Below are 25615 nucleotides of genomic sequence, written 5' to 3' on the forward strand. Positions count from 1 at the left end.
CATCAGTTGTTTACATTTCGACCTGCTCCTGCAGATTGCATCTGCTCCCACTCTTCGCGCAGCATTCCCATACGAATTGAATCATAATGTTTGCCATCCACGATGCGGCATTTGCGCATACGTCCTTCCACCTGCATTCCCGCCTTCGAAGCTGAACGCATCATCCGTTCATTGCCCGACCAGGTTGTCAATCCAACCCGGGCCACGGGCAATTGCTCGAATAAGTGACTGGACCACATCTGAAGTACTCGCGTGCCGATCCCGCGCCCCCATTGGGCTGATCGATATAACACTATTCCCATTTCCAGCCACATGGATGGACGATGTTCCCAATAATAGCTGATTGTACCGATGATTCGGCCATTCAGCTCAATAATTCGAATGGAGTCCGGATCAGAATTGTTCTGAGTTGCTTCAAGTCTTTTTAACATGCTCCGTTCGAAGTCTTCGTAGCTCTCATGTTCAAGGGCATAATATGGCGCATCCCATTGTTTCCATTCCGGTACGTCTTCACTGTAGATCAATTCATAGAGTTCAGTCAGATCCTCTTTCTCCACACATCGAAGAACAATCTCACCATCCACTAACGGGTTTTCCCTCATCTATGCAATGACCTCACTTTCCGTTCATGAACGATGACGCTCATCGATGCTACCATCATCCTTCGCAAGAATGACGGTGTCCGCCATTTTAATAAACAGTCCATTATCGACAACACCTGGGAGCATATTTAACTGAATGTTAAGCTCTGCAGCATGCTCTATGGCTTCCATGCGGCAATCTGCAATGAGGTTGCCATTATCCGTAAGATAACGTTGATCCCCATCCATACGCCATTCTGGGTGACACCCGAGTTTCTCCAGCGCTTGGAAGGTCCACTCTGAAGCAAACGGAACCACTTCAACTGGCAACGGGAATTTTCCTAGCTTTTGTACGGCTTTACTGCCATCCGCTACAATAATCAGTTTGTCGCTGTTTGCAGCTACAATTTTTTCACGCAAAAGCGCACCGCCGCCACCTTTGATCAGGTTAAACTCAGGATCTACTTCATCTGCACCGTCAATGGTCAGATCTAGACGTCCAATTTGATCAAAGGGAACGATCGGAATTCCCCACTCTTTGGCAAGCTTGTCCGATGCTTCCGAAGTAGCTACAGCCTGAATGTTCAACCCTTCACGTACTCGCTCACCAATTCGACAAATAGCGTAATACGCCGTTGACCCTGTACCCAATCCAACCTTCATTCCATCTTGAACATACTCTGCCGCGCGCTCAGCTGCTATCTGTTTAAGATTCATCTATAAACCCCCGCCTGCTCATGATTTGAGAAATGCATACTGTAGTTATTATAGATAAAACCGCTTCCGATGTATATCTGTGCATGACGTGTTCAACTGGGAAACTTGGCCTGTTTCTCTGCTTCACATGTATCAATAATGTTGCTTATGTACATTCTTGGTTAGATTCTCCTCCCTGATATCTGATTTGTGTGGCAAAAGAAAGTCCGTTTTCTGTCGTTTTCACTATTTTTTCAATGTTTTAGGATGTTTTTTAACCCACCATGTTATAGAATACAGAATGAAACTAAAAAATGGGAATTATTTTAAATAAACAGTTCTAAATACCTACTTTTCACTTTCATATGTCCATAAGTACGTAAAATATTAAAAAAGTTTTAACAAAACTATTCAATTTGACGACATTTTATACGACATATTAAGTATAGATGTGTTTTAATAATTAGACACCTATGGGTATCTAGGTAAAAATATCTCTACATAGCGACCAGGAACCCAAGACCATGGTCGCACATTATGCCTTTGGAGGGGATACTGGAATGACTTAATTTGCAACATGAAGGCACCAACATATTATCAATTCAAAGAAGATCAGGAGTGGACTTTAGTGAAATCATTAAGTTGGAAAAGCATGTCTTTTTTCTCCAAAAATCTGTTGCTTTCATTTACTAACATTATTATCATCGGCGTGGCACTTATTGCCAGCAGCTATTACTTTCAAAAAACAATCCTCGTAGACCAACTACATGGTCAGGTAGAACAAATTACTAAAAAATGGGCAGAAGGCATTGATTCCACCGAAGTGCAGGCTGCTATTGCAGAAGCCAATTATGATGGAAAAACCCAAACCAAATTGCGTGCCTATTTCGATGAAATGCAGCAATATTATCCTAACATTGCACAAGCCTACATCTTTGGCGTCGAGCTGGGTGGAGATAACCAACGGTTAACTTCCCTTGTTGCCATGCCAACCAATCTGAAGGAAGCCTTCCAGAGTGAAAATGTAAATATCGGCGACATGTATGAACAGCCAGTCGTTGTGGCAAATGCACTGAAAGAAATGGTGAATACCGATCGCCCAACGTTCACCACATTTTATTCCGATGATTTCGGAACCTGGACAACCATTGCTTACCCTATCAAGGATAGCAACGGCAAGATTTACTCTTACTTTGCAGTCGATGCAGACGCATCAGCAGTACCTGCCGGACTGAACAAATTGCTCAAGAACGGAATTATCATCCTGGTAGCGTTCCTACTGTTGTTCCTGATTATCCAATATCTTGTTGTTAAAAACACGCTTTCCCCTATTCGTCACCTGATCAAAGGGATTGATGACGTAAGCCGGGGTAATTTGAATGTCAAAATTCCGACAGGCAAAGACGATCTGGGCATTGTGAACGAAAAGTTCAATACAATGGTTCGCAAGATCAACGATACCATCGTCAAAGTGCAAATCACTTCGCAAGAAGTTAACGAGTCTGCTAAGGAACTGTATGAAGTCTCGGAGAGAAACAGCGAGAATGCTGATTCTATCAATAGCAACGTTACTCAGATTACATCCAACATTCGTGCACAGGAACAGGCAACCCGGGATAGTGCCCGTGCGATGTCCGAAATGGCTATCGTCATTCAGACTATTGCCAGCAGTTCAGCGAGTGTAGCTGACGAGGCCTATGAGATGGAACGTCGATCCCAACAAGGAAACAGTGTGGTTCGTCAGGTATCCGAACAGATGAATCTGATTACGGAATCTGTTAAAAACACCGCTTCGGCCATTCAGGTTCTGGAGAGCCGCTCTCAGGAAATTGGCGATATTCTGAATATCATCTCAGGCATTTCCAGCCAGACGAACTTGCTTGCACTCAACGCATCTATTGAAGCAGCACGTGTTGGTGAAGAAGGTCGAGGATTCGCAGTTGTAGCAGGTGAAGTACGTAAGCTTGCTGAGCAGTCCGAACAATCCACGAGCCAGGTTGCTGTACTGATCCAAGAGATCCAGGCTGAAATCAGACAAGCCGTTCGTGCGATGGAACAAGGAACGTCTGAAGTGGATACCGGACTCAGCGTAGCTGATCAAACCGGTCAATTGTTCAAAGAGATTCTGGAAGCAGCCAAGAAAGTATCGAATCAGATTCAAGAAGTATCGAGTGCTACAGAAGAAATCTCTGCAGGTACAGAAGAAATGACCGCAACTGCGGATGATTTGTCTGCGAGTGTGAGTAAGACAGCTGACAACAGTGAACGGATCTCTTCATCCGTAGATGAACAAAAAGCATCTCTGATTACACTTGTTGATTCCTCTACCCGTTTGAACAACATGTCTGAGGAACTGCAAGAACTGATTTCGCATTTTAATGTAAGTAAACAATAATTCAACCCACAACTTGAACGGTTTGAACCAAGGAGGAACAACTGAAGTGGTCGAAAATCAATCATCATCTACCCAAACAGTGGAATCTGGCCTGCCGGTTCTTCAGATTCCACTGGATTTTGGGCGCCGTCAACAAGCATTCACTTATGAGTCTGCTCATATTTCATTGGAATCGTCCCTGGGTCGGGAACTGAAACAAAAATTCGGTTCAGAGGGCGTTTATCCAGCATTATTGTCTGCCTACGCAGCCTTGTTGTTCCGTTTATCAGCTGAGCAGGAACTTGCCATCGGCACGCTGGCTCCCGATCAGGTAGCCTCCCATGTGTTATTGCAGATTCAAGGAAAGTTAACCTTTATCGAACTGATTCATCAGATTTCAGATCAACTCCAGCTGCATTACACGCTGCAAGCGGGAGGTAATCCGGAAACGCTGTTCATGTTTAACAGTGTACAGCTCCCTAAAGCTCCTCAATTGTTAAATTGGAATATTCGTGATGATCAGAATATGCTCACGCTGGATCTGTTCTATGACAGTTCACTTCTAAATGAATCTACGGTCACAAGATATGCAGAGTATTATCAGACTCTTTTACTGGCTATGTTGCGTGACCAAGACAAGGCCATCGGCACAGTGGACATTTTATCCGCTTCAGACCGGTTGCTATACCGAGAAATGAATGATACCGCCGTTCACGAACCAGAACATCAGACGATTCATGGCTGGTTCGAAGCAACAGCAGCCGAATATCCTGAATCTCCAGCAATTACTTCACCAACTGGCAGGTACACCTATAGAGAATTGAATGAACGTGCCAATCAGGTTGCCCGTGTGCTGTTATCCAACGGATTGCAAAAAGGAGAATTCGTCAGCATCTTTATGGAGCGGAGTTTGGAAACAATTATTTCTTTGCTCGGTATTCTCAAAGCTGGCGGAGTATACGTTCCTGTCGATCCTGAGCACCCACAAGAACGCAACAGTTATATTGTCGAAGATACAGCTTCATCCTTTGTCCTGACCAAAGAGTCCTCTTTACCTGAAGCTTCACGGTTATTCTCAGGAATTACTAGCGTTCGCCAAATCCTGGCCGTAGATGGACGCCTTGCCGGATTCGCTGCAAGTAACCCCAATCTCGATATTGAGCCAGACGACCTGGCATATATCATTTATACCTCGGGATCTACCGGCAAGCCCAAAGGTGCGCTTATTGCCCATCGGGGTGTAGCCAATCTTGGTAGTGTGGTGCAGCGAGATTGCGATATTCAACCAGGTGACGTATTAACCCAGTTTGCTACATACAGCTTCGATGCATCAGTGTGGGATACGATTGGCGCCTTGTTCTACGGAGCAGAACTGTACCTGTTGTCGGCGGAAGAACGTGTATCCGTTGAAGAATTTGCGAGTGCAATTGAGCGCACAGGCACAACAATTATTACGATACTGCCAACCATCTTTTTCAACCAGCTTGCTTCCTTCCTGTCTGATGAAGGCTTCCACAAGCTGGCCAAAGTCAAAATCATTACCGTGGCTGGAGAAGCACTGTACGGTGAACAGGTTCGTGCCTTCCAGCGCAAATTCGGCAACCAGATTGATATCGTCAATGTATACGGACCTACGGAATGTACAGTAGCGACAGCGACTCACCGAATTAGTGAGCAAGTTCCGGAAAGTGTTGTTAACATTCCAATCGGCAGACCGATTCATAACTATAAAGTGTATATCGTCAATGAAGAACAGCAATTATGCCCGGTAGGCGTTCCCGGCGAGGTATATATAGCAACACCCGCCCTGGCCAAAGGTTATCTGAACCAGCCAGAGCGTACAGCGCAGGCATTCATTGATAATCCATTTGCCATCGATGAGAAAATCTATAAGTCTGGCGATATTGCCAAAATGCTCGATACCGGACTGCTGGAATATGTCGGACGCAGCGACTCCCAGTTAAAAATCCGGGGTCACCGGATTGAGATTGGAGAGATCGAGGATCATTTTGCCCGTCTGGATCAGGTTCAGGATGTGGCCGTGATTCCCAAGAAGGAATCGGATGGTCAAAACATGCTCGTAGGATACTTTACATCCAAAGATGGCAGTACACTTTCCGTTGCGGATATTAAAGCGGAGCTAACGGTGAAGCTTCCTTCCTATTTTGTACCCAAATGGATCTGTCAGCTCGATGAAATGCCAATCGCACCGACAGGGAAAATCAATCGTAAAGCGATGGTAGCTCTGCCTCACGTAGAGCGTCATGAAGATCGACCTGATCGGGTACTGCCAGAGACGGAAACCGAAGCGATTATTCTGGAAGCATGGAAAGAAATTCTTCAGCACGATGACTTTGGTGTGGAGGATAGCTTCTTCGCCATTGGCGGTGATTCTCTTCGGGTCATCCATGTGCTGGTTATTCTGAAGCCGCATTATCCGCAGCTGAAAATTGCCGACTTTTTTGCCGAGAAGACGGTTCGTGCCTTGGCACAACGTGTGGAGAAGCTGGCTCAAACTACAGAAGAAACTGCCCATTCCTCAGTGAATGAGGGCATGATCACCCAATTGTCAGAACATCCTGTAGAGCTGAGATCCCAGATTGGATATCCTGAAATTCTGAATCCCGAGCATGTACTCCTTACCGGGGCTACCGGATATCTTGGATCCCATGTGCTGCAACAGTTGATTCTAACTTCGAATACACGCATCTATACTCTTGTGCGCCGTCCCGCAGACGGAAGCTCTGCGATGGAACGACTAAGCAGCGTCATGAAAGGTTACTTTGGACCGGAGCTTCTACCTCTCCTCGCATCCCGCGTCGAGATTATTGAAGGCGATCTGGAGCAACTGAATCTTGGTCTTTCAGTCGAGCAGACAACTTACGTGCAAGAACGAATTGACCGTGTGATACACTGCGCCGCGGATGTACGACATTTCGGGGATGCAGCACAATTCGCCAAAACCAATGTGGATGGAACCACTGCATTGCTCAAACTCGTTCGCAGCAAACCAGGTGCCTCCTTCCACCATGTATCCACGATGGGGATACCGGAAGATCTTGCACTCAGTGGACAGTGGGAGTCATCATTGCAATATGATCGCTTCCCAGCGGACCTGCACGTGGACAACCTGTACTCGGACAGCAAGCTTGAAGCCGAGAAAGTGCTTATGATTGCTGCTGAAGAAGGTGTACCTGTTAGCATCTATCGTGCAGGTAACCTGACATGTCATTCCGAGACGGGACGTTTCCAGTCTAATATTGATAGCAACGCCTTTTATCGCATGATTAAAGCAATGTTATTGCTGGGCAAGGCACCGGCAGCCGACTGGATGGTTGATTTTACACCTATTGATTATGCAAGTCAGGCCATTGTGCATCTGGCATTACGCCAGGACACAGCAGGACGTGTATTCCATATCTGTAATCCGGAACCTATCAGCTACGATGATCTGATTCGTTCTGTGAATCGGGCCGGTTATGAAGTAGAGACTCTGCCTTTTGCAGAATACACCAACTGGTTGTTCGATGGCAGTGTCAGCAAGGACCCTGAGGCACTTCAACTGGCTATCGCCCAGCTTGAAGGAGACGGTGCCAAGGATTCTGCCTACGTATATGCTTCTCCTGTAACAACCGCCTATGTAGAACCAGCCGGCATTATATGCGCCAAAACTGATGATCGTTTCATCTCAAAAATGATGGAACATGCCATCGAGATTGGTTATTTCCCTAAGGCCGTCCGACCGCAGTTTGGTACTTCGCCAACAATGGAATAACTCCAATAAAGTGAATGCCTATATTGCATCCATTAATGAATATAAAGAAGCCACCTCAACGTCAGTGATGACGGATAAGATGGCTTCTTTTCTTCGTGAAGAATTCTCAAATCAAGCGGATCAAAGCAATGACAGCCAAATGTGCAGGATAAAAATAACGCCAAATCCAACGCGGACCTTTCAGACGGAAGCCTGCGTTATAATACTGGGCCATTGCAATTCCTGCCGTAGCAATCACGCTGTACATCTGAATAGAGCTGCTGTGCAGATAAATATACAGCACATTTAAGAGCAAATGAGCCATTACCAGTACTGGGCCCTGGAAGTAACGGAATAGCAATACAAGCAGTAAGCCATACATACCATAATCCATATGGGTCATCTCCATGACCAAACCAGCCACGATCACAATCGGAATTCCCAGCAAACGGACCGGAAGTTTATCGAGCACAAGCAATACAAGCAGGGCAGACCACAATGTCCATACCACATTCAGCGAAAAATGATTAAAAGCCACCATAAACGGCAATTGAGAAATCACTGCAATCCAGAACAAACGCCATATGTATTTTTGTACGTTGCGAGTATGTTTATAACCGATATAAACGGCAAAAGCATAGATTGGAAAAGCAATTCGACCAATGATTCGCAGCTCACCGACCTGTGGATAAAAGACGGCTCCTATATGATCGATCAACATCGTAATCATGGCTATCCATTGCATCATCTTGTGCTAATCCCTCCTGCTTATCCTCAACTTCAGGTTTCTCAAAGTCTATCTTATATATGAAGTTCATAATACATGAACTTGGTGTCCAGCGTATAGCCTTCCGACTCATATAATACCTGAGCCTTCTTGTTGCTTATCGCCGTAGAGAGCACTATTCGTACAGCCCCACTCTCATTTCCCCATAGTCGTGCAGCTTCCAGCAGCTTACGCGCAATTCCTCGCTTGCGATGATCCGCATGTACGTACAGATCATTTAGTACCCAGATTGGCCTCATGGACACTGAACTAAAGCTAGGATAGAGCTGTATAAATCCACCAAACTCACCCGCTAAGGGTTTATTCGTCAAACTGCACTCCTCTTCCTTTTCTGTCTCCAATTCCGATTCGGCAACCAAAATAACGGATTCATTCCGTTCCATTCGTTCTTTTATGTATTCACTTGCTCCCTTCAGATCTGTCGGCTGATCGTAAAACATTCTATAGTCATTGAACAACTGTGCCACTCCGTTAACATCGCTAAGCTCAGCAAGTCTGATCCGATACGCCATCTTCCCTCAACTCCTATATAAATCCTCTACTTACTTCATTCCATCCTCTTATTTTAAGGCAGATCTGATGATCTCCCCATTCATCATCTGCATCAAAGTTTGTAATATATTTCGATAATCCAAACTTAAAAGTATATTTCATTGGAAGCGTCGCACACTATAGTCAGATTACAGGCTCGGCATTACAGCATAGGGAGGCGAAACTGAAATGGAAAAAGACAATATCTATGAACAGGTTAGAGCTAATCTGTTGGGTGTTGCCGACATAATCTATCAGCCTTTTCAAATTGGACCTTTCCATTGTGAACTCATCTATATTCAGTCCATTGTAGATACCCCTACTATGCGGGAAGCCATCGTCAAACCACTGCTTGAGGAAGCCTCGAGAAATGAAATAGATCATCAATTCATTACCCGAGTCCTGACCGGATCATTTTTCACCCTTAACAGCCACCACTCGAATTCACCAGAAGCAATTGTGGATGATATCGTGTCAGGTAATGCAGCCTTATATATCGAGGGTATTTCGGGAATGATTCATTTTGCACTTCAAAATTATCAAAGGCGTTCCGTAGCGGAATCAACCAATGAAGTTGTAATTGTTGGCCCTCAGGAAGCCTTCATTGAAGATATTCATGTGAACATGTCTCTGCTTCGGCACAAAATCAAACACCCTGATTTGAAGATGATCAAATTCACCATTGGAAAATACACCAAAACCGAGGTGTTCGTTGTATATATCCAAGGGTTATGCAAGCCAGACATTCTGGAAAATGTATTGGAAAGTCTTGGTAATATCGATATGGATAGCAGCCTGGGTGTAAGTTATCTATCTGAATTTCTGGAGGACCATCCTCTCTCTCCGTTTCCACAATATCAATATACGGAAAGACCGGATACGGTGGCTGCTGCACTGGTTGAAGGACGGATTGGGGTCATGCAGGATGGAACACCGTTCTCCCTGCTCATTCCGGTTACTTTTTTCTCTTTAATGCAGTCTTCGGAAGACTATTATCAACGATTTTATTCTGCCTCCTTTATTAGACTTATTCGTCTGTTGTTTGCCTTTATAGCCTTCCTGCTTCCATCCTTTTATGTCGCCGTAACTACATTTCACCCGGAAATCATTCCGACCAACCTGCTGATTACGATCGCTTCTGCTAGAGAAAACATTCCTTTCCCTGCCTTGATTGAAGCGCTCATTATGGAAGTGACCTTTGAAGGTTTGCGCGAAGCGGGGATTCGTATTCCGAAGCCACTGGGCCAAACGGTGTCTATTATCGGTGGGATTGTTATTGGTCAGGCGGCTGTACAGGCTGGAATTGTCTCAGCACCACTGGTTATTGTCGTATCTATCACAGGTATTGCCGCCTTTATCATCCCGCACTTCGAGCTCGGACTGGCCTTCCGGCTGCTTCGATTTCCGGTGCTGTTTATGGGTGGAACGCTGGGTCTGTTCGGTATCGTGATCTCGATCTATCTGATCTATTGGTATATGGTTAGTCTGCGTTCATTTGGCGTGCCATACATGCAGCCATTTGCCCCCCTCGTGCTGCGTGATATCAAGGATACTATCGTTCGTGTGCCTTGGTTCCTAATGAAGAAGCGACCAGCAGCTTACGAAGATGCGAATAAGAAAAGGCAAAAAACATGAAAACGTGGATGATTATGCCCAAACTGAGTGTCGTTTTGGTATGCGTGTTACTTTGCAGTGGCTGCTGGTCCAAAGTTGAAATAAATGAACGTACGTTTATTACAACCATGTATGTGGATAAGGGTGAAAAACCGGGTGAAATCGATATTTCATTAAGTATGCCACTTCCCAACCGTCTCTCTCCGGAAGGTACGGGCGGACCCGGAAAAAATCCATATGCTCTCGTTTCAGCTACCGCATCCACCATCGCTGACGCCATAGAGAAAATCCAAACCGATCTCACACGAAAGATTTCCTGGGGGCACACACGGGTAGTGGTATTCGGTGAGGCATACGCCAGAGAGGGCATTCAAGATGCGATGGAATGGATCTCACGTGAACCTTTGTTCCATCTTAGCAGTTACGTCATGGTTGCGAAGGGCAGAGCCAGAGACGTGGCTGATCTGACTCCCGTTTTCGAGGAAACACCTAGTGATGTGTTAAGAGAATTTGCAACCCAAGAAAACATGTTAAAGACGCAAATGCTCAGTGTACTTATGGCTGACAAAATGAATCAGGGCTTTGCCGCCCCCTTTCTGGAATCGAAAGGAACCTCGATGGCAAGTGAGGATAATAAACGAAAGCAATGGACCAGTCAAATAGGTGGTGCTCTTTTCAAACAGATGAAGATGGTCGATTCAATCTCGGCGAATGAAGCAAGGACCATAGCCTGGGCCAATCGCAAATTGGATTCCGTGGCCCTTTCCGTGGAAACCGATAAAGAAAAAGCGAGCATGACGATCTATAATATGAATTCCAAAATTAAGGTCAGGCTTGTCAACGGACAGCCTTTCTTCGACATCACTTTGCGGGGGCAGGCAGAACTGAATTCCGTGATTCCGATTCTCAAGGTCAAAGATATTGTGGGCGTGAATCAGATCGAGCAAAAGGCCAATGAAAAAGTGAGTGCCTATCTAACCGACGCAATAAGGAGTGGCCAACGCAAGAACGCCGATATTCTAATGCTCGGTTATCGCCTGGAATGGGCATATCCTCAGATCTGGGAAAAGTTGCGTCCCGTTTGGAATGATTATGTCAAAAACGAATTGCAGTTTAACGTGCATGCCCAAATCAACATCCAGTTCGTAGGTTCGGAATCCAGCTACTGATAGGAACAGAGGAAAGCTTCAGGCCACTTTAGGAGGTAAACCAATGATTGCTGTTGTTTTGTTTGCCGTACTGTACATACTGGAGTGGCCCATGATCAAGTCCAGCAAAAAAGGGATGAAACGGGCCTATTTCATTCTGCTGGGGATATTTCTGCTGTGGAATACGTTGGCTGTCTCTGTACCGGGCTGGCCTAATCCCAATGATGTCATCAGGCTGGTCTTTGGCTGGGCAGACCGCTTGTTTGGCTAAGAAAGGAGCACGCCATGATCAAATTGTCTGCCGGACAAGCGTACCGTTTTATGTTTGTCTACCTGTATTCCGAACCCATCGCTTTCCTTCTGCAGCGCTTGTTCAAAATGAGCGGTTATCAAGGATGGATATCCATCCTTGGCGGGTTTGCGATCAGTCTGATTCTTCTCTTTTTCACATACAGATTGGGAGCGGTTTACCCGGATCGACCCTGGATTGATTTCGGTGAAGAAATTGTGGGCAAGGCCGTTCACAAGCTGTTCCTCGGTCTCATTGTGTTACTGTGCCTGTATTTGATATCCGTTGACGTAGAGAATTTCATCGTTTTTCTGCAATCCATGTATTTACCCGAGACACCCATATGGCTGACAGCAACCGTAACTATTTTATGTATTAGTCTTTCAGCGCGCTCAGGTTTGATTACCATTGTCTATTTATCAGAAGGGATATTTCTGGTGCAAATCTTCACCTCTACTTTTCTCATGCCTGCTGTAATGGGTGGGGGGAATCCTGATGTACTGCTTGCCATGGTAACGCATCATGATCTGAAAGAAATTTTAACAGGCTCGATTTCAACCATGCCCTGGTTTTCCGAATGGATGATGTTCCTGTTCCTCGCCCCTGCCATTGCTTTCAGGCGGCCGCTTCTACGAAGTATGTTATTTGCAGGTTCTACGCTTGCATTATTCATTATCGTGTTCTGGATGTTTACGTTAATGAATTTTGGACCTTACGAAGCCAGCAGTCTTCGCTACCCTTTGCTGGAGATGATACGTTTTGCCCGTTACGGCGATTTTCTGGATAACCTGGACCCTTTCCTAATTGCCATCTGGTCTACGACCATGTTTACTCGCAGCTCGTTTCTGTTATACGTCGCCTCCGTTTGTCTTGCTAAACTTACCGGAGTTCGGCAGGAAAAAACGGTAGTTTACTTGCTAGCCGGAACTGCGGCTTCTTATGTGCTTCAATATGCAAAAGACGCGGCTTCCTATGAATTAGCCATTCGTTCTTACGCCATTGCTACATATGCCGTGCTTATCGAGAGTATGCCTATATTATATGTTGTTGTTTATTGGCTGCGATTTGGGAAAAGCAAAAAGGCGAGCGAGGCTTCTGCCGCCCCGTCGCCTTGAGTTTGGATTCAGTTCAGTTCAACTTTTTTCGCTTGTGGGTAAGGCTCTGTATCTGGAAAAATGACACCTTTTTTCAAAATCAAATTGGCATACTGCGCACGTTCACCGGTTGCAACAATGACATAGGCGCGAGAAGCCCGCTCATAAAAAGCAAAACGCTCTTCATGATCAAAGGCATCCGTGATGCCCTCATGGTCAAGGATCAGCCTGCGATAGTCTTCCCAGATGATAGGCACCACCTGATCCCCCTTGACGACCTGCATAACGGCTGCTGGCCGCTCAGCGTACGTATCGAGTGGATACAAACTTAAAATGGCATCCAGTAACTCCACGGTACCCAGCGCATCACAGCGAATCAACCGTTGGGCATGACTGGCTGCGGGGAAGTTGCCATCAGCCAGTACTAGTTCGTCTCCATGACCCATTTCAGACATGATCTTCAGCAGTTCCGGAGGTATTATTGCGGGAATGTTCTTCAGCATACTCAGCTCTCCTCAGTCAGCTCCAGAATCAGCTGGAGCGGATTCGTCTTCGTAACCTCACCATCATGTGGCCCAATTACCGCGATACAGCGGCACTTCTATTTTATCAGTATTTACCAGCGTTTGCATATTTCAATGTTCACATAAAACATTATTCCACTGCTAATCACATATGAAAAGATCTTATCATGACGCCGATATTCATAAATCCGTTTTGACAAAATTAATTGTTTAGCATATAGTTGTTATAACAAGTAAATGAATTGAGACTATTTTTATTTTAAGAAAGAGAGGATTATATGGGGAACGATTATTCACTCGATCAATCCATTGGATTCATGCTGGGCATGACACATCGCAAGGCGTCGGCTGTACTAGCCATACGATTCAAACCCTATGATATTACGACAGAGCAGTTTTCCGTTCTGTTCAATATCGGCAGAGGAGAAGGCGTGAACCAGAAGGAAGTCGCCAATCGCGTTTATAAGGACCAGCCCACAACTGCCCGCATTATTGATCTGTTGGAAAAGAAAGGCTGGGTCGAACGCCGGACCAGCGAACAGGATCGCAGAGCCTACTTGCTCTACTTGACCGATGAAGGAAAGATATTGCTTGACCAGCTTGTTCCGCTCGAAAGAGAAATGAATAAAAATCTGATTGAAGGTATACCCGAAGACCAGATGGAAGCATTTAGACATACTCTTTCCCTCATGAACAGCAACCTGTAACGAATTTTACACCAGGGGGAATGAACAACTAATGAAATCACAATCATCGCAAGTCAAACTATGGACCACAGATTTTATTCTGCTCATGTTATGTAACTTTCTACTCTTTCTACAACTCCACATGATTGTATCCCCACTGCCTTCTTATGTGCAGGACCGTTTTCACGCCAATGCCTTTGAAGTCAGCCTCTTTACCTGTCTTTTTGCCCTTAGCGCCATTGCTGCCCGGCTCTATTCAGCCAAAGCATTGGAGAAGGGTCTTCGTAATGCCATGATCTATATTGGCCTGACAGTTGCCTTACTCGCTACACTTGGATATTATTTTGCTGCCGGGATTGCGGTCCTGTTATTGCTGCGCATGGTGTTCGGTATCGGATTCGGTATGAGTAGCACGGCTTTCCCGACTATGGCGTCGGATATTGTGCCTGTGAAACGGATGGGTGAAGGTATGGGCTATTTCGGCCTGTCTACAAGTCTGGCCATGTCCATGGGTCCCATTATTGGGGTCACGTTGCTTCAGGGTGCCGGGTTCATGACACTCATGTTATGTACGGCAGGTGTTATTGTGGTCATCTATCCGCTCAGCTATTCACTGACACGCAAGAAAGCTCGTAGGGTCAATGATGAGGTGATACCAACACCTCCTGTTGGAACAGCTGCGATATCAGGCACCAAAGTAAAGACGCCTTTCAACCGCAAACTGATTCTGCCAAGTGTACTGAATTGTTTACTGTCCATCACGTATGGCGGACTGGTCGGATTCATCGTTTTGTACGGAAAGGAAGCCAACCTGGCTAACCCTGCACTGTTCTTTTTGTTTAATGCTCTCGCTGTACTGCTGGTTAGACCGTTTGCAGGTCGGATCTATGACAGTAAAGGTCCAAAAGCCTTACTGATTCCCGGAGCGATATTCATCGCTGCTGGACTGATCACGCTCTCTTACGCTTCGTCGATGTCCATCTTGTTTGTCGCTGCATTTTTATATGGAATTGGATATGGTTCAATACAGTCTTCCATGCAGACCTGGATGATTCAGATTGTCTCCCCTTCACAGCGCGGTATGGCTAACGGCATGTTTCTGAATACGCTGGATCTGGGGATTGCTCTGGGAGCACTTCTGCTGGGCGCTATTGCTTCCATAACCAGTTATACCGATATGTACCGTTATTCCATTGTGTTCATGATTCTATTCCTCCTGATATACCTGATTCAAGGGAAACGAAATGGAGGGTTTGCGGTGCCTGTGCATCCGTTATTGACGCATACACATATCGCTGCCCAGGATTCCGATCGGCATGAGCTTACCGAGACTGCAACCGAGAAGAACACAACTACTCAGCAAAAAGATAATTGATGTAACTACACTGTTATCCTTCGATTCATTAAAACGCGTTTACTCTGTGAGGAAAGATACATCCCTCAGAGTAAACGCGTTTTTATATTTTAATTCAGAGTGGACTTTTCTTTCTCCGCCCCGGCAGATAACCACTGGGCTGTTTCACTTCATCATAATCACGTTCACGTTGATTTTGACCACTGCCTGATGTGGGCTGATTTCCCTTATCTGGCTTGACTGCCAATAACGTGAGTAGTCCTCCCACCGCCCCCGACGCGGCGAGAATACCAAACAGAAGGAAATGGTGGGAAGAGATCAACAATGACACGACAGGAGGACCGAGAGACACACCGATAAAACGCATGCTGCTGAATAACGCCGTGATGGTGCCGCGTTGTTCCTTGTCCACCCCTTCAGTAACCATAGCATCCAGACATGGCAGTGTAGCGCCTATTCCCGCTCCACCAAGGGTGAACAAACCAACAACTACATAAATGTTGTCAAAAAGCCCGATCACGCCAAGAGATACAGTTAAAACAGCAAGTCCGATAAAACCAAGCCATTTCATCCGTGTCTTGTTCTTTCCTATCCATTTTCCAGCAAAGAAAGACGCCAGACACAAGGCTGCCAGTGGTATAGCAAGTACAAGTCCTTTAAGTACACCCTTTAATTTGAACTCCGATTCCAACGTCTCCGATAGATAAAAGAGCACACCAAAGAGAACAAACATGCAAATACCGCCAATCGCAAAAATCGCATACAGCCAGCGGCCCTTTTCTTTCAGCACACTGCGGATGGAAGCAACAAATTCGGGAAAGCTCTTTGGTTCTTCCTTCCTCTTGGGTGTTTTCACCAGGAAAATAACCAGAACCAATGAAAGCACACAAAGTACCGGAATAGCCATAAAAGGCAAATACCAAATCCATACAGCCAAAGCTGCACCCAAAATCGGACTTAGTACCTTGCCGAAGGTATTCGAGGTTTCAATAATGCCAAGGCTTTTACTTACCTCGTTTTCATCATCGAACATATCACCCACCAATGGAATGACAATCGGGAAAGCCCCTGCTGCTCCTATCCCTTGCAAAAGTCTGCCACCGAGAATACTCCAGTATGCCACATTTCCATCTAGCATCCAGGCTGCTCCTCCTGCTACCGCGCCTCCTGCGGCTGCAATGATGAGACTGGGGATAATAACGGCTTTCCTGCCGAATCGATCCGACAGATATCCTGCAAGTGGAATGAGCAGGATTGCGACGACCGCATAAACCGTAATTAACATGCTGACCTTGAATGAGGACACTTTCAATTCACGCTCAATCTGCGGAAGGATGGGGATCAGCATAGAGTTACCCAGTGTCATAATAACCGGGATGGAAGCGAGTGCGACGAGGTCCCACTTTTTATCTTTCATACCTCAACCACCTTTACAGAATCAGAAAACAACAACGTTATTGTGGGTTGTTCTGCAGTTGAATATACGGCCTATGTAAAAAAGGTCACTGGGGATAACAGCGCAAAAAGGCTGTCGCACTAAATTCAGTGCCAGGACAGCCTTTTGGCCATGCATTATGAAGATCAACAAATCAACTTATTTCAACACAAATTGCTGAAGGGCTGCACCGCCCCTGAAAACAATGCAGAGCTGGTCAATCTCACGCTCTCCCTTCAGGGAACAGCGAACTGTGCTCCACTGAAGATTCTTCCCGTTGACTGTTCCAGCGGGACCAGGAACGACACAAGTGCCGAGCAGTGGGCCTTCCGGACCTTCCGCCCGAATCTCCAATTCGCCACCCTCTCCGAAGGCTGCCACCCGACCCTCAAACGCACTAGCTTGCCGGAAAACATTGTCGTGGAATGAAATCCAGGAAGAACGACCTTCATGATACAGCGGTTCGCCTGAAGCAATGGCTCGGACGGCTGAACGCCCTTCCAGACACTCATCCAACAGAACGCCTGCATATGCATCGTAATTTTCCGCAAATGTAGGCAGATTCAGCGCGCGTGCAGGAATAGTTTCACCCTCGATGAGAATTTCTGCGGTCTGACGAATATCTGCTGAGGAACGTCCAGCCATGATCGACCAGGCGGCGGATTCAAGACAATATTTGTCTCGAGTTACATCCCAGAAGGCCAGTTTCTGAACAGGAATTTCGAAAGATAGAGTTTCCACTGCGCCAGAAGCAAGATGAATACGTCGGAAAGCGATCAACTGACGTTGTGGTCGCTTTACCCGTGAAGTTTGGGCGTGCCCGTACAGCTGCACCACTTCATCGCTGGCACGTGCCCCTTTGTTCTCGACCTGCACTTCAATCTTCAGCACATCATCTCCAGAAGATCCCTGTGCCCGCTCCACTCGAATCGACTTATATTCAAATTCCGAATAGGTCAACCCATGACCAAAGGGATACAGGACTGGACCTTCAAGATACATATAGGTTGTACCGTTATGAATAATGTCGTAATCCATGATGTCTGGCAGCTGTGATTCATCCTCATACCATGTCATGTTCAGTCTACCAGCAGGAGCATAATTTCCGAGCAGAACATCCGCAACCGCATTCCCCAGTTCCTGGCCTGCGTGCGTCAGGTATACGATTGCCGGAGCCACGTCTTTTAACTCTTGCAGTGCAAATGGATAACTGCCAACAATGACAACGACCGTATTCGGGTTCACTTGGCAGATTTCTCTTACCAGTCGGGCCTGCTCAGGCGGAAGCAGCAGACTTGGGCGATCGATCTCCTCTTTGCCGTTAATATATGGACTATTACCTACAACAACGATAGAAACGTCACTATTCTGAGCAGCTTTTTTCGCCTGCTCTATTCCGTTAGCAACAATGTCCAGCTTGAACACAGGAGGTTTCTGCTTCCCTTCTACGGCATCCGGATTACCAGATGAACTCAAGTCCTCGTCTTTTTGTTCCGGCGTTGGGGACAGCACCAGTTGCCCCTGATGTTCATCCAGCCTCAGTGGCAGTCCGTTCCACGTACGCAACGTGCTGGTTCCATCCGCTTGTGAATCAATCTGTACCACTTCCTTGACGAACCAGCCACCAATCTCCGACGCATTCGCCTGATAGATGCCCTGTTCGGTTAACGAAACATAGCGATTATTTTTCACACTGCGAAGCGTATGACTTCCCCAGCCCCAGTCCTGATGGATGAACTCAGCGGCCTCCGCACTACCTTCCGGCACGGCTACAAGCTTTCCTTCAGCACCGAGCGTGATCACCTTTCCATTGGCTGTCTTCAGGCTGATGCGATCATTCCCATCTGCAAAAGATATTTCAGCTCCAGCAAGCTGCTTGCGTAGTCCTTCCAAAACGGTAACACGATAAGGCAGTGTGCCGCTATACCAATCGGTATAGACCACATCCGCGAGGGGACCGATTACGCTAACCTTCTGCAATCTTTCCGATTGGAGAGGAAGCAGTCCGTCATTTTTGAGTAAAACGATAGACTCGGCTGCTGCTCTATAACTTAATTTGGCATGTTCAGGCGCACACAATACAGATTCCGATATCGAAGCATACGGGTTAAGTCCCGTCTGATCCAGTTGTCCAAGCCGCATTCGCACGCCAAAAATATTACGAATGGCCCGGTCAAGATCCTCGACCTCCAGCAAGTTACGCTCAAGCGCCTCTTCCAAGGCAGATACCACCAAGTCAACATCGTCCGTCAGACAGTCCATACCTGCCTTTATAGCCCCTGCTGCCGATTCCGCATGCGTAGCATGATAACCGTGATAATTGACCGTCTGGGACAAATCTCCCCCGTCACACACGATAAATCCAGGCATAGCCCACTCACCCTTGACCACATCATTCACATATGGACTTTCAATAGCGGGTGTGCCGTTGATCGAATTGTAGGCTGTCATCATGGAAAAGGCCCCGCCTTCTACGAAAGGCGTCTCGAATGCTTTTAAATAATATTCACGCAAGTTCCGCGGATCGATGCTGGATGAACAATTCAACCGATCCTTCTCGTTATTGTTGGCAAAAAAGTGCTTCAACGTCGCTACCATTTTAAGATAGAAAGAATGATTACCCTGCATACCCTTCACAAGAGCTGCCGACATTTCACCTGTCAGTACGGGGTCCTCACCATATCCTTCTTCCGTTCTCCCCCAACGGGGATCACGTTCCAGATCGACAGTTGGCGCCCATAAGGTCAAGCCGTGACGCTCCGGTGCACGATGGTGGTATGATCTGGCTTCATCTCCGATGACGGAACCAATTTCGCGCATGAGCTTGGTGTTCCAGGTGCTCGACAGACCGAGTGGCTGCGGGAAAACGGTAGCTTCACCTATCCAGGCAACCCCGTGAGCCGCTTCGCCTCCCACATTGTAACCGGGTATTCCCAATCGGGGTACTGCGGCTTCGCGTGTAGGAATTAATCGGATTTTCTCCTCCGTTGTCAGACGCGCAATCAAGTCATTCAATCGTTCTTCCAAAGGTAATGTTGCGTCCCACATCGGATATTGCATATACTCTTTCATACTAAACCCTCCTACTTATTCGTTAAGTTTGAGTCTCTTCCATTCTTTCAATAGATCCAGTGTACGCTCACGATACTTCTGTCCTGCCTCCGGCTGATCCACCTGATGTTCATGCACATATGCGTTAAAGTAAGAGGAAAGTATGCGATAGGCAAGAAGGCGTGCCTGTCCCTCATCGGACATATCCTGTGGCCGGCCATAACCTTCATGAAAACCAGCTGATGATTCTGTCGATAAAATCGCCTCAAACGCCCTGTCCGCAAACATGGAACGATCCCCATCAATGATGGCGGCTATGTTTAGTTGCCCGTTCTCCTCATGAACAAGCACGTTGGCTTCCCACAGATCATTATGAACAAGAACCGGAACAGTCACCTGATCAAATAAATCCTTATTGGTTATGAACATATCTGAGATTTCTTCTCCCACACCTGGCATATACCCGGCTTGTGAAGCTTTGAGTGCCGTCTCTTCTGCAAAAGAGTGCAGCACCTCGGACCAATGATCCGAGCCTTTAATCGTCCCATCCCCTTGCGGCCAGCCAAACGATGCACCCTCAATCTGATGCATGACAGCGGTATAAGCGCCGAGCTGATGATATAATCGCTCTTTATCTGACTCCGAGATCGATGGATGATCCAATTGATTACTGGGGATAAACTCCATAAACATGTAGGTTCTCGGAATGATCGATCCACTGTCATTACAGGCAATAATGTTTGGAGCGGGAATGCCTGCTTTACGGTAATATTCATAAACGACAGGTTCAGCAGACATCATCGTCCGTTCAAATGAAAATAACGGATCTCCAGCAGAGCCCAATGGAAATTCTACACGCTCTGGAGCCAAACGTAAGATCACATCCGTGTACGACGCATGTTCAAGCTGAATTCGATACGTTGTATTAAAAAGTCCACCCTGTAAAAGTGCAAAACTCTTCACAATGGTAGCGGTTCCAAAAGTGTTTTCTACCAACTGATGCAGCATCTCTGCTGTAATGGTTTGGTGTAAACCTGAATTCGTTGTACTCATTTGATATAATCCCCTATCTTTATCTGTCGCTAGCAACTAAATGATACTACCATTTCTTTGTTAGAACCATACTTCCATGGCACGACAGTAGACAAACAGACGGCACCTTGCGGTACCGTCCTTCTGTTCATCCAATAAACATTACAGTTGAATTGTAAGCGAGCTAGCACCTGCTGCTGCCGTAACGACAACACCATTTGCACCAGACATTTGGGAACCACCCTCTACGCCGGATACACTCTCAATGCCACGCAGCACGAGATTCCATGGTTTGCCTGCACCTTCAGCACGAACTTCCAGAACAGAACCGTTACGTGATACGTTAACAACCAGCTCCTGCTCACCACTTTGGTTTACAACCACCGCTTGAGCGGAGTTGCTGTCAGCCAGTTCGAACAAGTGAAGGGACACATTGTCCGCAAAGTCATAATCCGGTTTGCTATCCACAGCACCAACAGCAATTAGGCTGTTTGGCTTAACCATCATTGGCAGTGTTTTGAAGTCATGGTTTTCGCTAATCCAACGTCCACCTTCAACTTTGGCACCTGTCAGATAGTTGGTCCATGTACCTTCAGGCAGGTAATAACGAACATCACCCTCCTTGTTGAAGATTGGAGCCACCAGGATCGAATCACCAAACATGTATTGTGTATCCAGGCTGTATGTTGTTGGATCCTCTGGGAAATCAAGCAGCATAGCGCGCATCATCGGAATACCTTTCACAGTCGACTCGACCGCAGAATTGTAAAGATACGGCATCAGGCTGATTTTGAGTTTGGTGAAGTCACGAACAACGTCCACGGATTCCTCGTCAAACAGCCAAGGCACACGATACGAAGTGCTTCCGTGTAGGCGGCTGTGAGAAGATAAAAGTCCGAATTGTACCCAGCGTTTGTATACGTCAGGGGTCGCTGTACTTTCAAAGCCGCTAATATCATGGCTCCAGAATCCGAAACCGGAAAGTCCAAGTGAGAGGCCGCCTCGAAGTGATTCAGCCATGGATTCATAAGTAGAAGAGCAATCTCCGCCCCAGTGAACCGGGAACTGTTGACCACCTGCTGTTGCAGAGCGTGCAAACAGGGCAGCTTCGTTTTTGCCAATCTTATCTTCCAGCAATTCAAATACAGCTTTGTTATAGAGCTGTGTATAATAGTTGTGCATTTTAACCGGATCAGAGCCATCGAAGTACACGACATCTGTCGGAATTCTTTCACCGAAGTCTGTTTTGAATGAATCAACACCTTGATCAAGCAGGACTTCCAGCTTGCTCTTATACCAATTAACAGCATCTGGGTTCGTGAAATCAACCAGTGCCATACCTGCTTGCCACAAATCCCATTGCCATACGCTGCCATCCGCTGTTTTTACCAGATAACCGTTCTCCATACCTTCATCGAACAAGTAGGATTTTTCTGCAATGTATGGATTGATCCACGCGCAGATTTTGAGTCCTTTTTCTTTCAGACGTGCAAGCATACCTTCCGGATCTGGGAACATCGCTTCATCCCATACGAAATCAGACCATTGGTATTCCTTCATCCAGAAGCAGTCAAAATGGAATACAGAAAGCGGAAGATCACGTTCAGCCATGCCATCTACGAAATGGTTAACCGTTGCTTCATCATAATCCGTTGTGAATGATGTTGTCAGCCACAGACCAAACGTCCATGCCGGTGGAAGCGCTGGTTTACCTGTTAATTTCGTATAATTATCAAGTACATCCTTTGGATTGTCCCCACCGATAATGAAGTATTCCAAAGTCTCGCCTTCTACGCTGAACTGCACTTTAGATACATTCTCAGATGCAATCTCATACGATACGCGTTCAGGATGGTTTACAAATACGCCATATCCTTTGTTGGACAAGTAGAAAGGAATGTTCTTATATGACTGCTCACTGCTAGTACCGCCGTCCTCATTCCAAGTGTCCACCACTTGGCCATTCTTAACAAACGGCGTAAAGCGCTCACCGAGTCCGTAAACGTATTCACCAATGCCAAGATCAAGCTGCTCGCGGAAGTACGCTTCCTTACTTGGACCAGTAATATAACCAGCCGCTCTTTGACCGCTACCTGTAATCCGTTTTCCTCCATACAGGAAGCTGACGTCCCAACCGTTCGTTTTGTCGATTTGAACTTCCAGATTGCCGCTTTTCAAAACAGCGCCTTGTTCATTTTTCGAGATGTCTACTTTCACATCTTGATGGTTAAGCTCAAATTCAGGCCCTTTTTTCACTCTGCCCTTATGGTGATTCAAGGTTACGCGAATAACGTTAGGCATAGGGGAGCTGTATGTTGCTTTAAGTAATGTACCGTTCAACGTGTCGCCTTTGGTACGAATATATTTAGTAGCCGCATGTACGGTTAAAGAATCCTCTTTTTGCACAATATCACGAATGTCAGTCGGGTTTTGAACGTGGTACCCTTCACGAGTCATCCAGAATCCATCAGTAAATTTCATGTTTTCTTTCCCCCTTCGGTTATACTATAATAATATTGACATTAATAACGAATTTCTTCTCATATTTTGACCAAATATATCACGATTCTGATATTTCTTATCCGATTCTTTATAAACACCACCAATCTATGGGAACGTTTACATTAATAATGATGCAAAAGGAGATTCACATATGGAACGTGAACGATTACGGGAAGACCGGATTCACGGCAATGCCATGTATCCAGTCAGTGTGTACCCGGATATTCAACAATTGAATGGCGACAGCATTCTCGATTGCCATTGGCATGACGAGATGGAGTTCACCATGGTGACACAGGGCAGTGCTGTTTTTCAAATTGATATGAATACGGTAGAGGTTCAGGCGGGAGAAGCCATCTTTATTAATCGGGGGGAAATTCACGCAGGCTACCTGAAAGGCGATGTCCCCTGTGTTTTTTCATCCATTGTATTTAATCCGGAGCTGTTAGGCAGTCGGACGTTTGATGCCGTACAGGAGAAGTTCATTGGCCCGCTAGTGCACAAAACTGTTCTTCCCCCTTACCATATCCAAACCGATGAAGCGTGGGGGCAAGAAATCATTTTTCATTTGAAACGAATTTTCGCCGATCATGCCACTGGCACACCAACCTGCGAGATGACAACCAAAGCTTACCTCTATTTAATATTTGCACAAATGTTTGAACATATGAGACCTGCTGCACTCAAAGGGACCGTTCCGTCAGGCAGCCACGATAAAGTGGAGCGCCTGAAATCAGTTCTAAGCTATATTCACAATCGTTACCCCGAACCACTCAAGTTAAAAGAACTGGCAGATGAGGCCAACATGAGCGAAGGACATTTTTGCCGCTTTTTCAAACAGATGGTGCAGAAAAGTCCGGTCGACTATATCAACTATTATCGCATCCAGCAGGCCTGTGTTCAGCTTGAGAATACCGATCACAAAATTGTGGATATTGCCATGGACGTTGGGTTCGAGCATTTGAGCTACTTCATTACAACATTCAAGAAACACAAGAATATTACCCCGTCCCAATATCGCAAAATGTTTTATGAGAAAGTGGCGATGGAACCTGCACTGGTCTAAGCTTAAACTCCTATCCGGTGCGGTACTCAGCACATTGAATTGACGATTGTTCAATGCTCTCCACTTATATTTCAGATAGAAGATGCAAAGAAGGTGCTACAACCTGTTCGGTCGTAAGCACCTTCTTTATCATTCTGATGAATGGAATTCCATTTTACTTTTTCAAAGTCTCCCATGAGCTGTACTCATGCACAGAGAATCCGTTAAAGGACGAGTGCACACTTGCCATTTTCTCGACCAGCTTAAGCTGTGCCTCCATATACGCTGTACCCTCTTCATAAAAGGTAATAAAATCGCCTTCCTTGCTTTGCTTGGTCTCCACGGCGATCGATACCGTTTTACCCAAAAGTGACGCTTCCTCAAGCTCATCCTTCGCTACATTATAGATGGCCGCAGCGGTATCCCGGTAAGCCATAATGGTAATCGAGTCAAACTTGCGGATCATCCAGCTGCTTACATTCATCGTGGAACCCGGAATTTTATAACCATCCAGCCAGAAAGGCAGGTCAGCGGCAACAGGCATCTTCATCCGTGCGGCTCGATCGACAATGTATTGAACGTTCCCCTGCCACTGCGTAATCACACTGGCTTGATTGGTTTTCCACTCTGGATGTACATGAGGTTCAATGTCCAAATGGATGCCGGCAAACTTCTCATTGGGCTCTACTTGATTTTGATACGCTTCAACCCAGTCCAGAAAATCTGCAATTTGATCCCGGCTCTCCGTCAGTCCCCAAGCAGGTCTTCCATCCATAACGTCTACGGCAATATTTTTCTCTCTGGCCTTACGAATGAAATCCGTATAGTACGGAAGCTTTACATCCCGATTCATTTGTAGGTAGATCGTATTGATTTTGTTCGTTGTGGCAAACTTCAGCACTAGCTGAGGGTTACTTTGAATCTGCGTCGTGTCCCATACCCAGGTTGCTCTTACGGTTCCCTGTACCGTTCCATGGATGGTTTCATAACTGTCGACTGAGCCAAGTGCAGTGGCTTTGCAAACATAAGTATTTCCCGTAAACAGCATGAAACAACTAATTAACAAAATGAATTGGTATCTCTTTTTGCTTTTCATATTTGTACACTCCCTTTGAAGT

The 25615-nt window shown here is 46.1% G+C and carries 19 protein-coding genes; 9 read left to right on the plus strand and 10 right to left on the minus strand.

Annotated features, from left to right (window positions below; genetic code table 11):
• Positions 1 to 2: 2 nt before the first annotated feature.
• Both AC4PM4_RS16125 and rpiA read right to left on the minus strand, forming a co-directional pair.
• On the minus strand, positions 3 to 584 hold the full coding sequence (locus AC4PM4_RS16125; RefSeq protein WP_491614035.1) for a GNAT family N-acetyltransferase: 582 nt from the start codon (positions 582 to 584) through the stop codon (positions 3 to 5).
• Between the two features lie 42 nt (positions 585 to 626).
• The gene (gene rpiA / locus AC4PM4_RS16130) at positions 627 to 1298 is read right to left on the minus strand and encodes a ribose-5-phosphate isomerase RpiA (protein ID WP_064639125.1); all 672 of its coding nucleotides are present in this window, start codon (positions 1296 to 1298) and stop codon (positions 627 to 629) included.
• 631 nt (positions 1299 to 1929) lie between these two features.
• Between rpiA and AC4PM4_RS16135 the strand changes: the two genes are divergently transcribed.
• Positions 1930 to 3672 (plus strand): methyl-accepting chemotaxis protein, encoded by a 1743-nt coding sequence (locus tag AC4PM4_RS16135; RefSeq protein WP_090807422.1) that lies wholly within the window; start codon positions 1930 to 1932, stop codon positions 3670 to 3672.
• A gap of 46 nt (positions 3673 to 3718) precedes the next feature.
• Positions 3719 to 7426, plus strand: coding sequence for a non-ribosomal peptide synthetase family protein (locus tag AC4PM4_RS16140; RefSeq protein WP_488731899.1), 3708 nt, complete (start codon positions 3719 to 3721; stop codon positions 7424 to 7426).
• A 106-nt stretch (positions 7427 to 7532) separates the two neighbouring features.
• Here the strand turns inward: AC4PM4_RS16140 and AC4PM4_RS16145 are convergent, their stop codons facing one another.
• Positions 7533 to 8153, minus strand: a complete 621-nt coding sequence (locus AC4PM4_RS16145; protein ID WP_240321372.1) for a TraX family protein — start codon at positions 8151 to 8153, stop codon at positions 7533 to 7535.
• 53 nt (positions 8154 to 8206) lie between these two features.
• Positions 8207 to 8704: a GNAT family N-acetyltransferase gene (locus tag AC4PM4_RS16150; RefSeq protein ID WP_090805299.1), complete on the minus strand. Its 498-nt coding sequence runs from the start codon at positions 8702 to 8704 to the stop codon at positions 8207 to 8209.
• A gap of 208 nt (positions 8705 to 8912) precedes the next feature.
• Between AC4PM4_RS16150 and AC4PM4_RS16155 the strand changes: the two genes are divergently transcribed.
• Genes AC4PM4_RS16155 through AC4PM4_RS16170 form a run of 4 tightly spaced genes read left to right on the plus strand, consistent with a single transcriptional unit; the run spans position 8913 to position 12889 of the window.
• Positions 8913 to 10358 carry a spore germination protein gene (locus AC4PM4_RS16155; RefSeq protein ID WP_063564706.1) on the plus strand — a complete coding sequence of 482 codons (1446 nt, stop codon included), beginning with the start codon at positions 8913 to 8915 and terminating at the stop codon, positions 10356 to 10358.
• On the plus strand, positions 10355 to 11506 hold the full coding sequence (locus tag AC4PM4_RS16160) for a Ger(x)C family spore germination protein (RefSeq protein WP_072732353.1): 1152 nt from the start codon (positions 10355 to 10357) through the stop codon (positions 11504 to 11506). The genes AC4PM4_RS16155 and AC4PM4_RS16160 overlap by 4 nt, the downstream gene beginning before the upstream one ends.
• A 43-nt stretch (positions 11507 to 11549) precedes the next feature.
• Positions 11550 to 11756, plus strand: a complete 207-nt coding sequence (locus AC4PM4_RS16165; RefSeq protein WP_063564708.1) for a hypothetical protein — start codon at positions 11550 to 11552, stop codon at positions 11754 to 11756.
• Positions 11757 to 11770: 14 nt separating this feature from the next.
• On the plus strand, positions 11771 to 12889 hold the full coding sequence (locus tag AC4PM4_RS16170; protein ID WP_063564709.1) for a GerAB/ArcD/ProY family transporter: 1119 nt from the start codon (positions 11771 to 11773) through the stop codon (positions 12887 to 12889).
• An 8-nt stretch (positions 12890 to 12897) separates the two neighbouring features.
• Here the strand turns inward: AC4PM4_RS16170 and AC4PM4_RS16175 are convergent, their stop codons facing one another.
• Positions 12898 to 13371, minus strand: coding sequence for an RbsD/FucU family protein (locus AC4PM4_RS16175; protein ID WP_063564710.1), 474 nt, complete (start codon positions 13369 to 13371; stop codon positions 12898 to 12900).
• A gap of 299 nt (positions 13372 to 13670) precedes the next feature.
• Between AC4PM4_RS16175 and AC4PM4_RS16180 the strand changes: the two genes are divergently transcribed.
• A complete protein-coding gene (locus AC4PM4_RS16180; protein ID WP_063564711.1) occupies positions 13671 to 14099 on the plus strand; it encodes a MarR family winged helix-turn-helix transcriptional regulator in 429 nt (142 codons plus the stop codon).
• Positions 14100 to 14130: 31 nt separating this feature from the next.
• Complete coding sequence (locus tag AC4PM4_RS16185) at positions 14131 to 15453, plus strand: MFS transporter (protein ID WP_072732352.1); 1323 nt, start codon at positions 14131 to 14133, stop codon at positions 15451 to 15453.
• A 94-nt stretch (positions 15454 to 15547) separates the two neighbouring features.
• Here AC4PM4_RS16185 and bcbE read toward each other — a convergent pair whose 3' ends face one another.
• The 4 genes from bcbE to yicI all read right to left on the minus strand — a co-directional run bounded on the left by bcbE (position 15548) and on the right by yicI (position 23431).
• The gene (gene bcbE, locus AC4PM4_RS16190) at positions 15548 to 16849 is read right to left on the minus strand and encodes a bacillibactin exporter BcbE (protein WP_072732351.1); all 1302 of its coding nucleotides are present in this window, start codon (positions 16847 to 16849) and stop codon (positions 15548 to 15550) included.
• Between the two features lie 177 nt (positions 16850 to 17026).
• Positions 17027 to 19939 carry a glycoside hydrolase family 3 C-terminal domain-containing protein gene (locus AC4PM4_RS16195; RefSeq protein ID WP_491614036.1) on the minus strand — a complete coding sequence of 971 codons (2913 nt, stop codon included), beginning with the start codon at positions 19937 to 19939 and terminating at the stop codon, positions 17027 to 17029.
• A gap of 15 nt (positions 19940 to 19954) precedes the next feature.
• Positions 19955 to 20971 carry a phosphotransferase family protein gene (locus AC4PM4_RS16200; RefSeq protein WP_491614038.1) on the minus strand — a complete coding sequence of 339 codons (1017 nt, stop codon included), beginning with the start codon at positions 20969 to 20971 and terminating at the stop codon, positions 19955 to 19957.
• 141 nt (positions 20972 to 21112) lie between these two features.
• Positions 21113 to 23431: an alpha-xylosidase gene (yicI, locus tag AC4PM4_RS16205; protein WP_274570422.1), complete on the minus strand. Its 2319-nt coding sequence runs from the start codon at positions 23429 to 23431 to the stop codon at positions 21113 to 21115.
• A 172-nt stretch (positions 23432 to 23603) separates the two neighbouring features.
• On the opposite strand from yicI, the gene AC4PM4_RS16210 reads away from it, so the two are divergent.
• Complete coding sequence (locus AC4PM4_RS16210; protein ID WP_072732347.1) at positions 23604 to 24518, plus strand: AraC family transcriptional regulator; 915 nt, start codon at positions 23604 to 23606, stop codon at positions 24516 to 24518.
• 154 nt (positions 24519 to 24672) lie between these two features.
• Here the strand turns inward: AC4PM4_RS16210 and AC4PM4_RS16215 are convergent, their stop codons facing one another.
• The gene (locus AC4PM4_RS16215; RefSeq protein ID WP_491614039.1) at positions 24673 to 25593 is read right to left on the minus strand and encodes a hypothetical protein; all 921 of its coding nucleotides are present in this window, start codon (positions 25591 to 25593) and stop codon (positions 24673 to 24675) included.
• Positions 25594 to 25615 lie beyond the last annotated feature (22 nt).

Source organism: Paenibacillus sp. MDV22-iso6 (genome assembly GCF_058408365.1).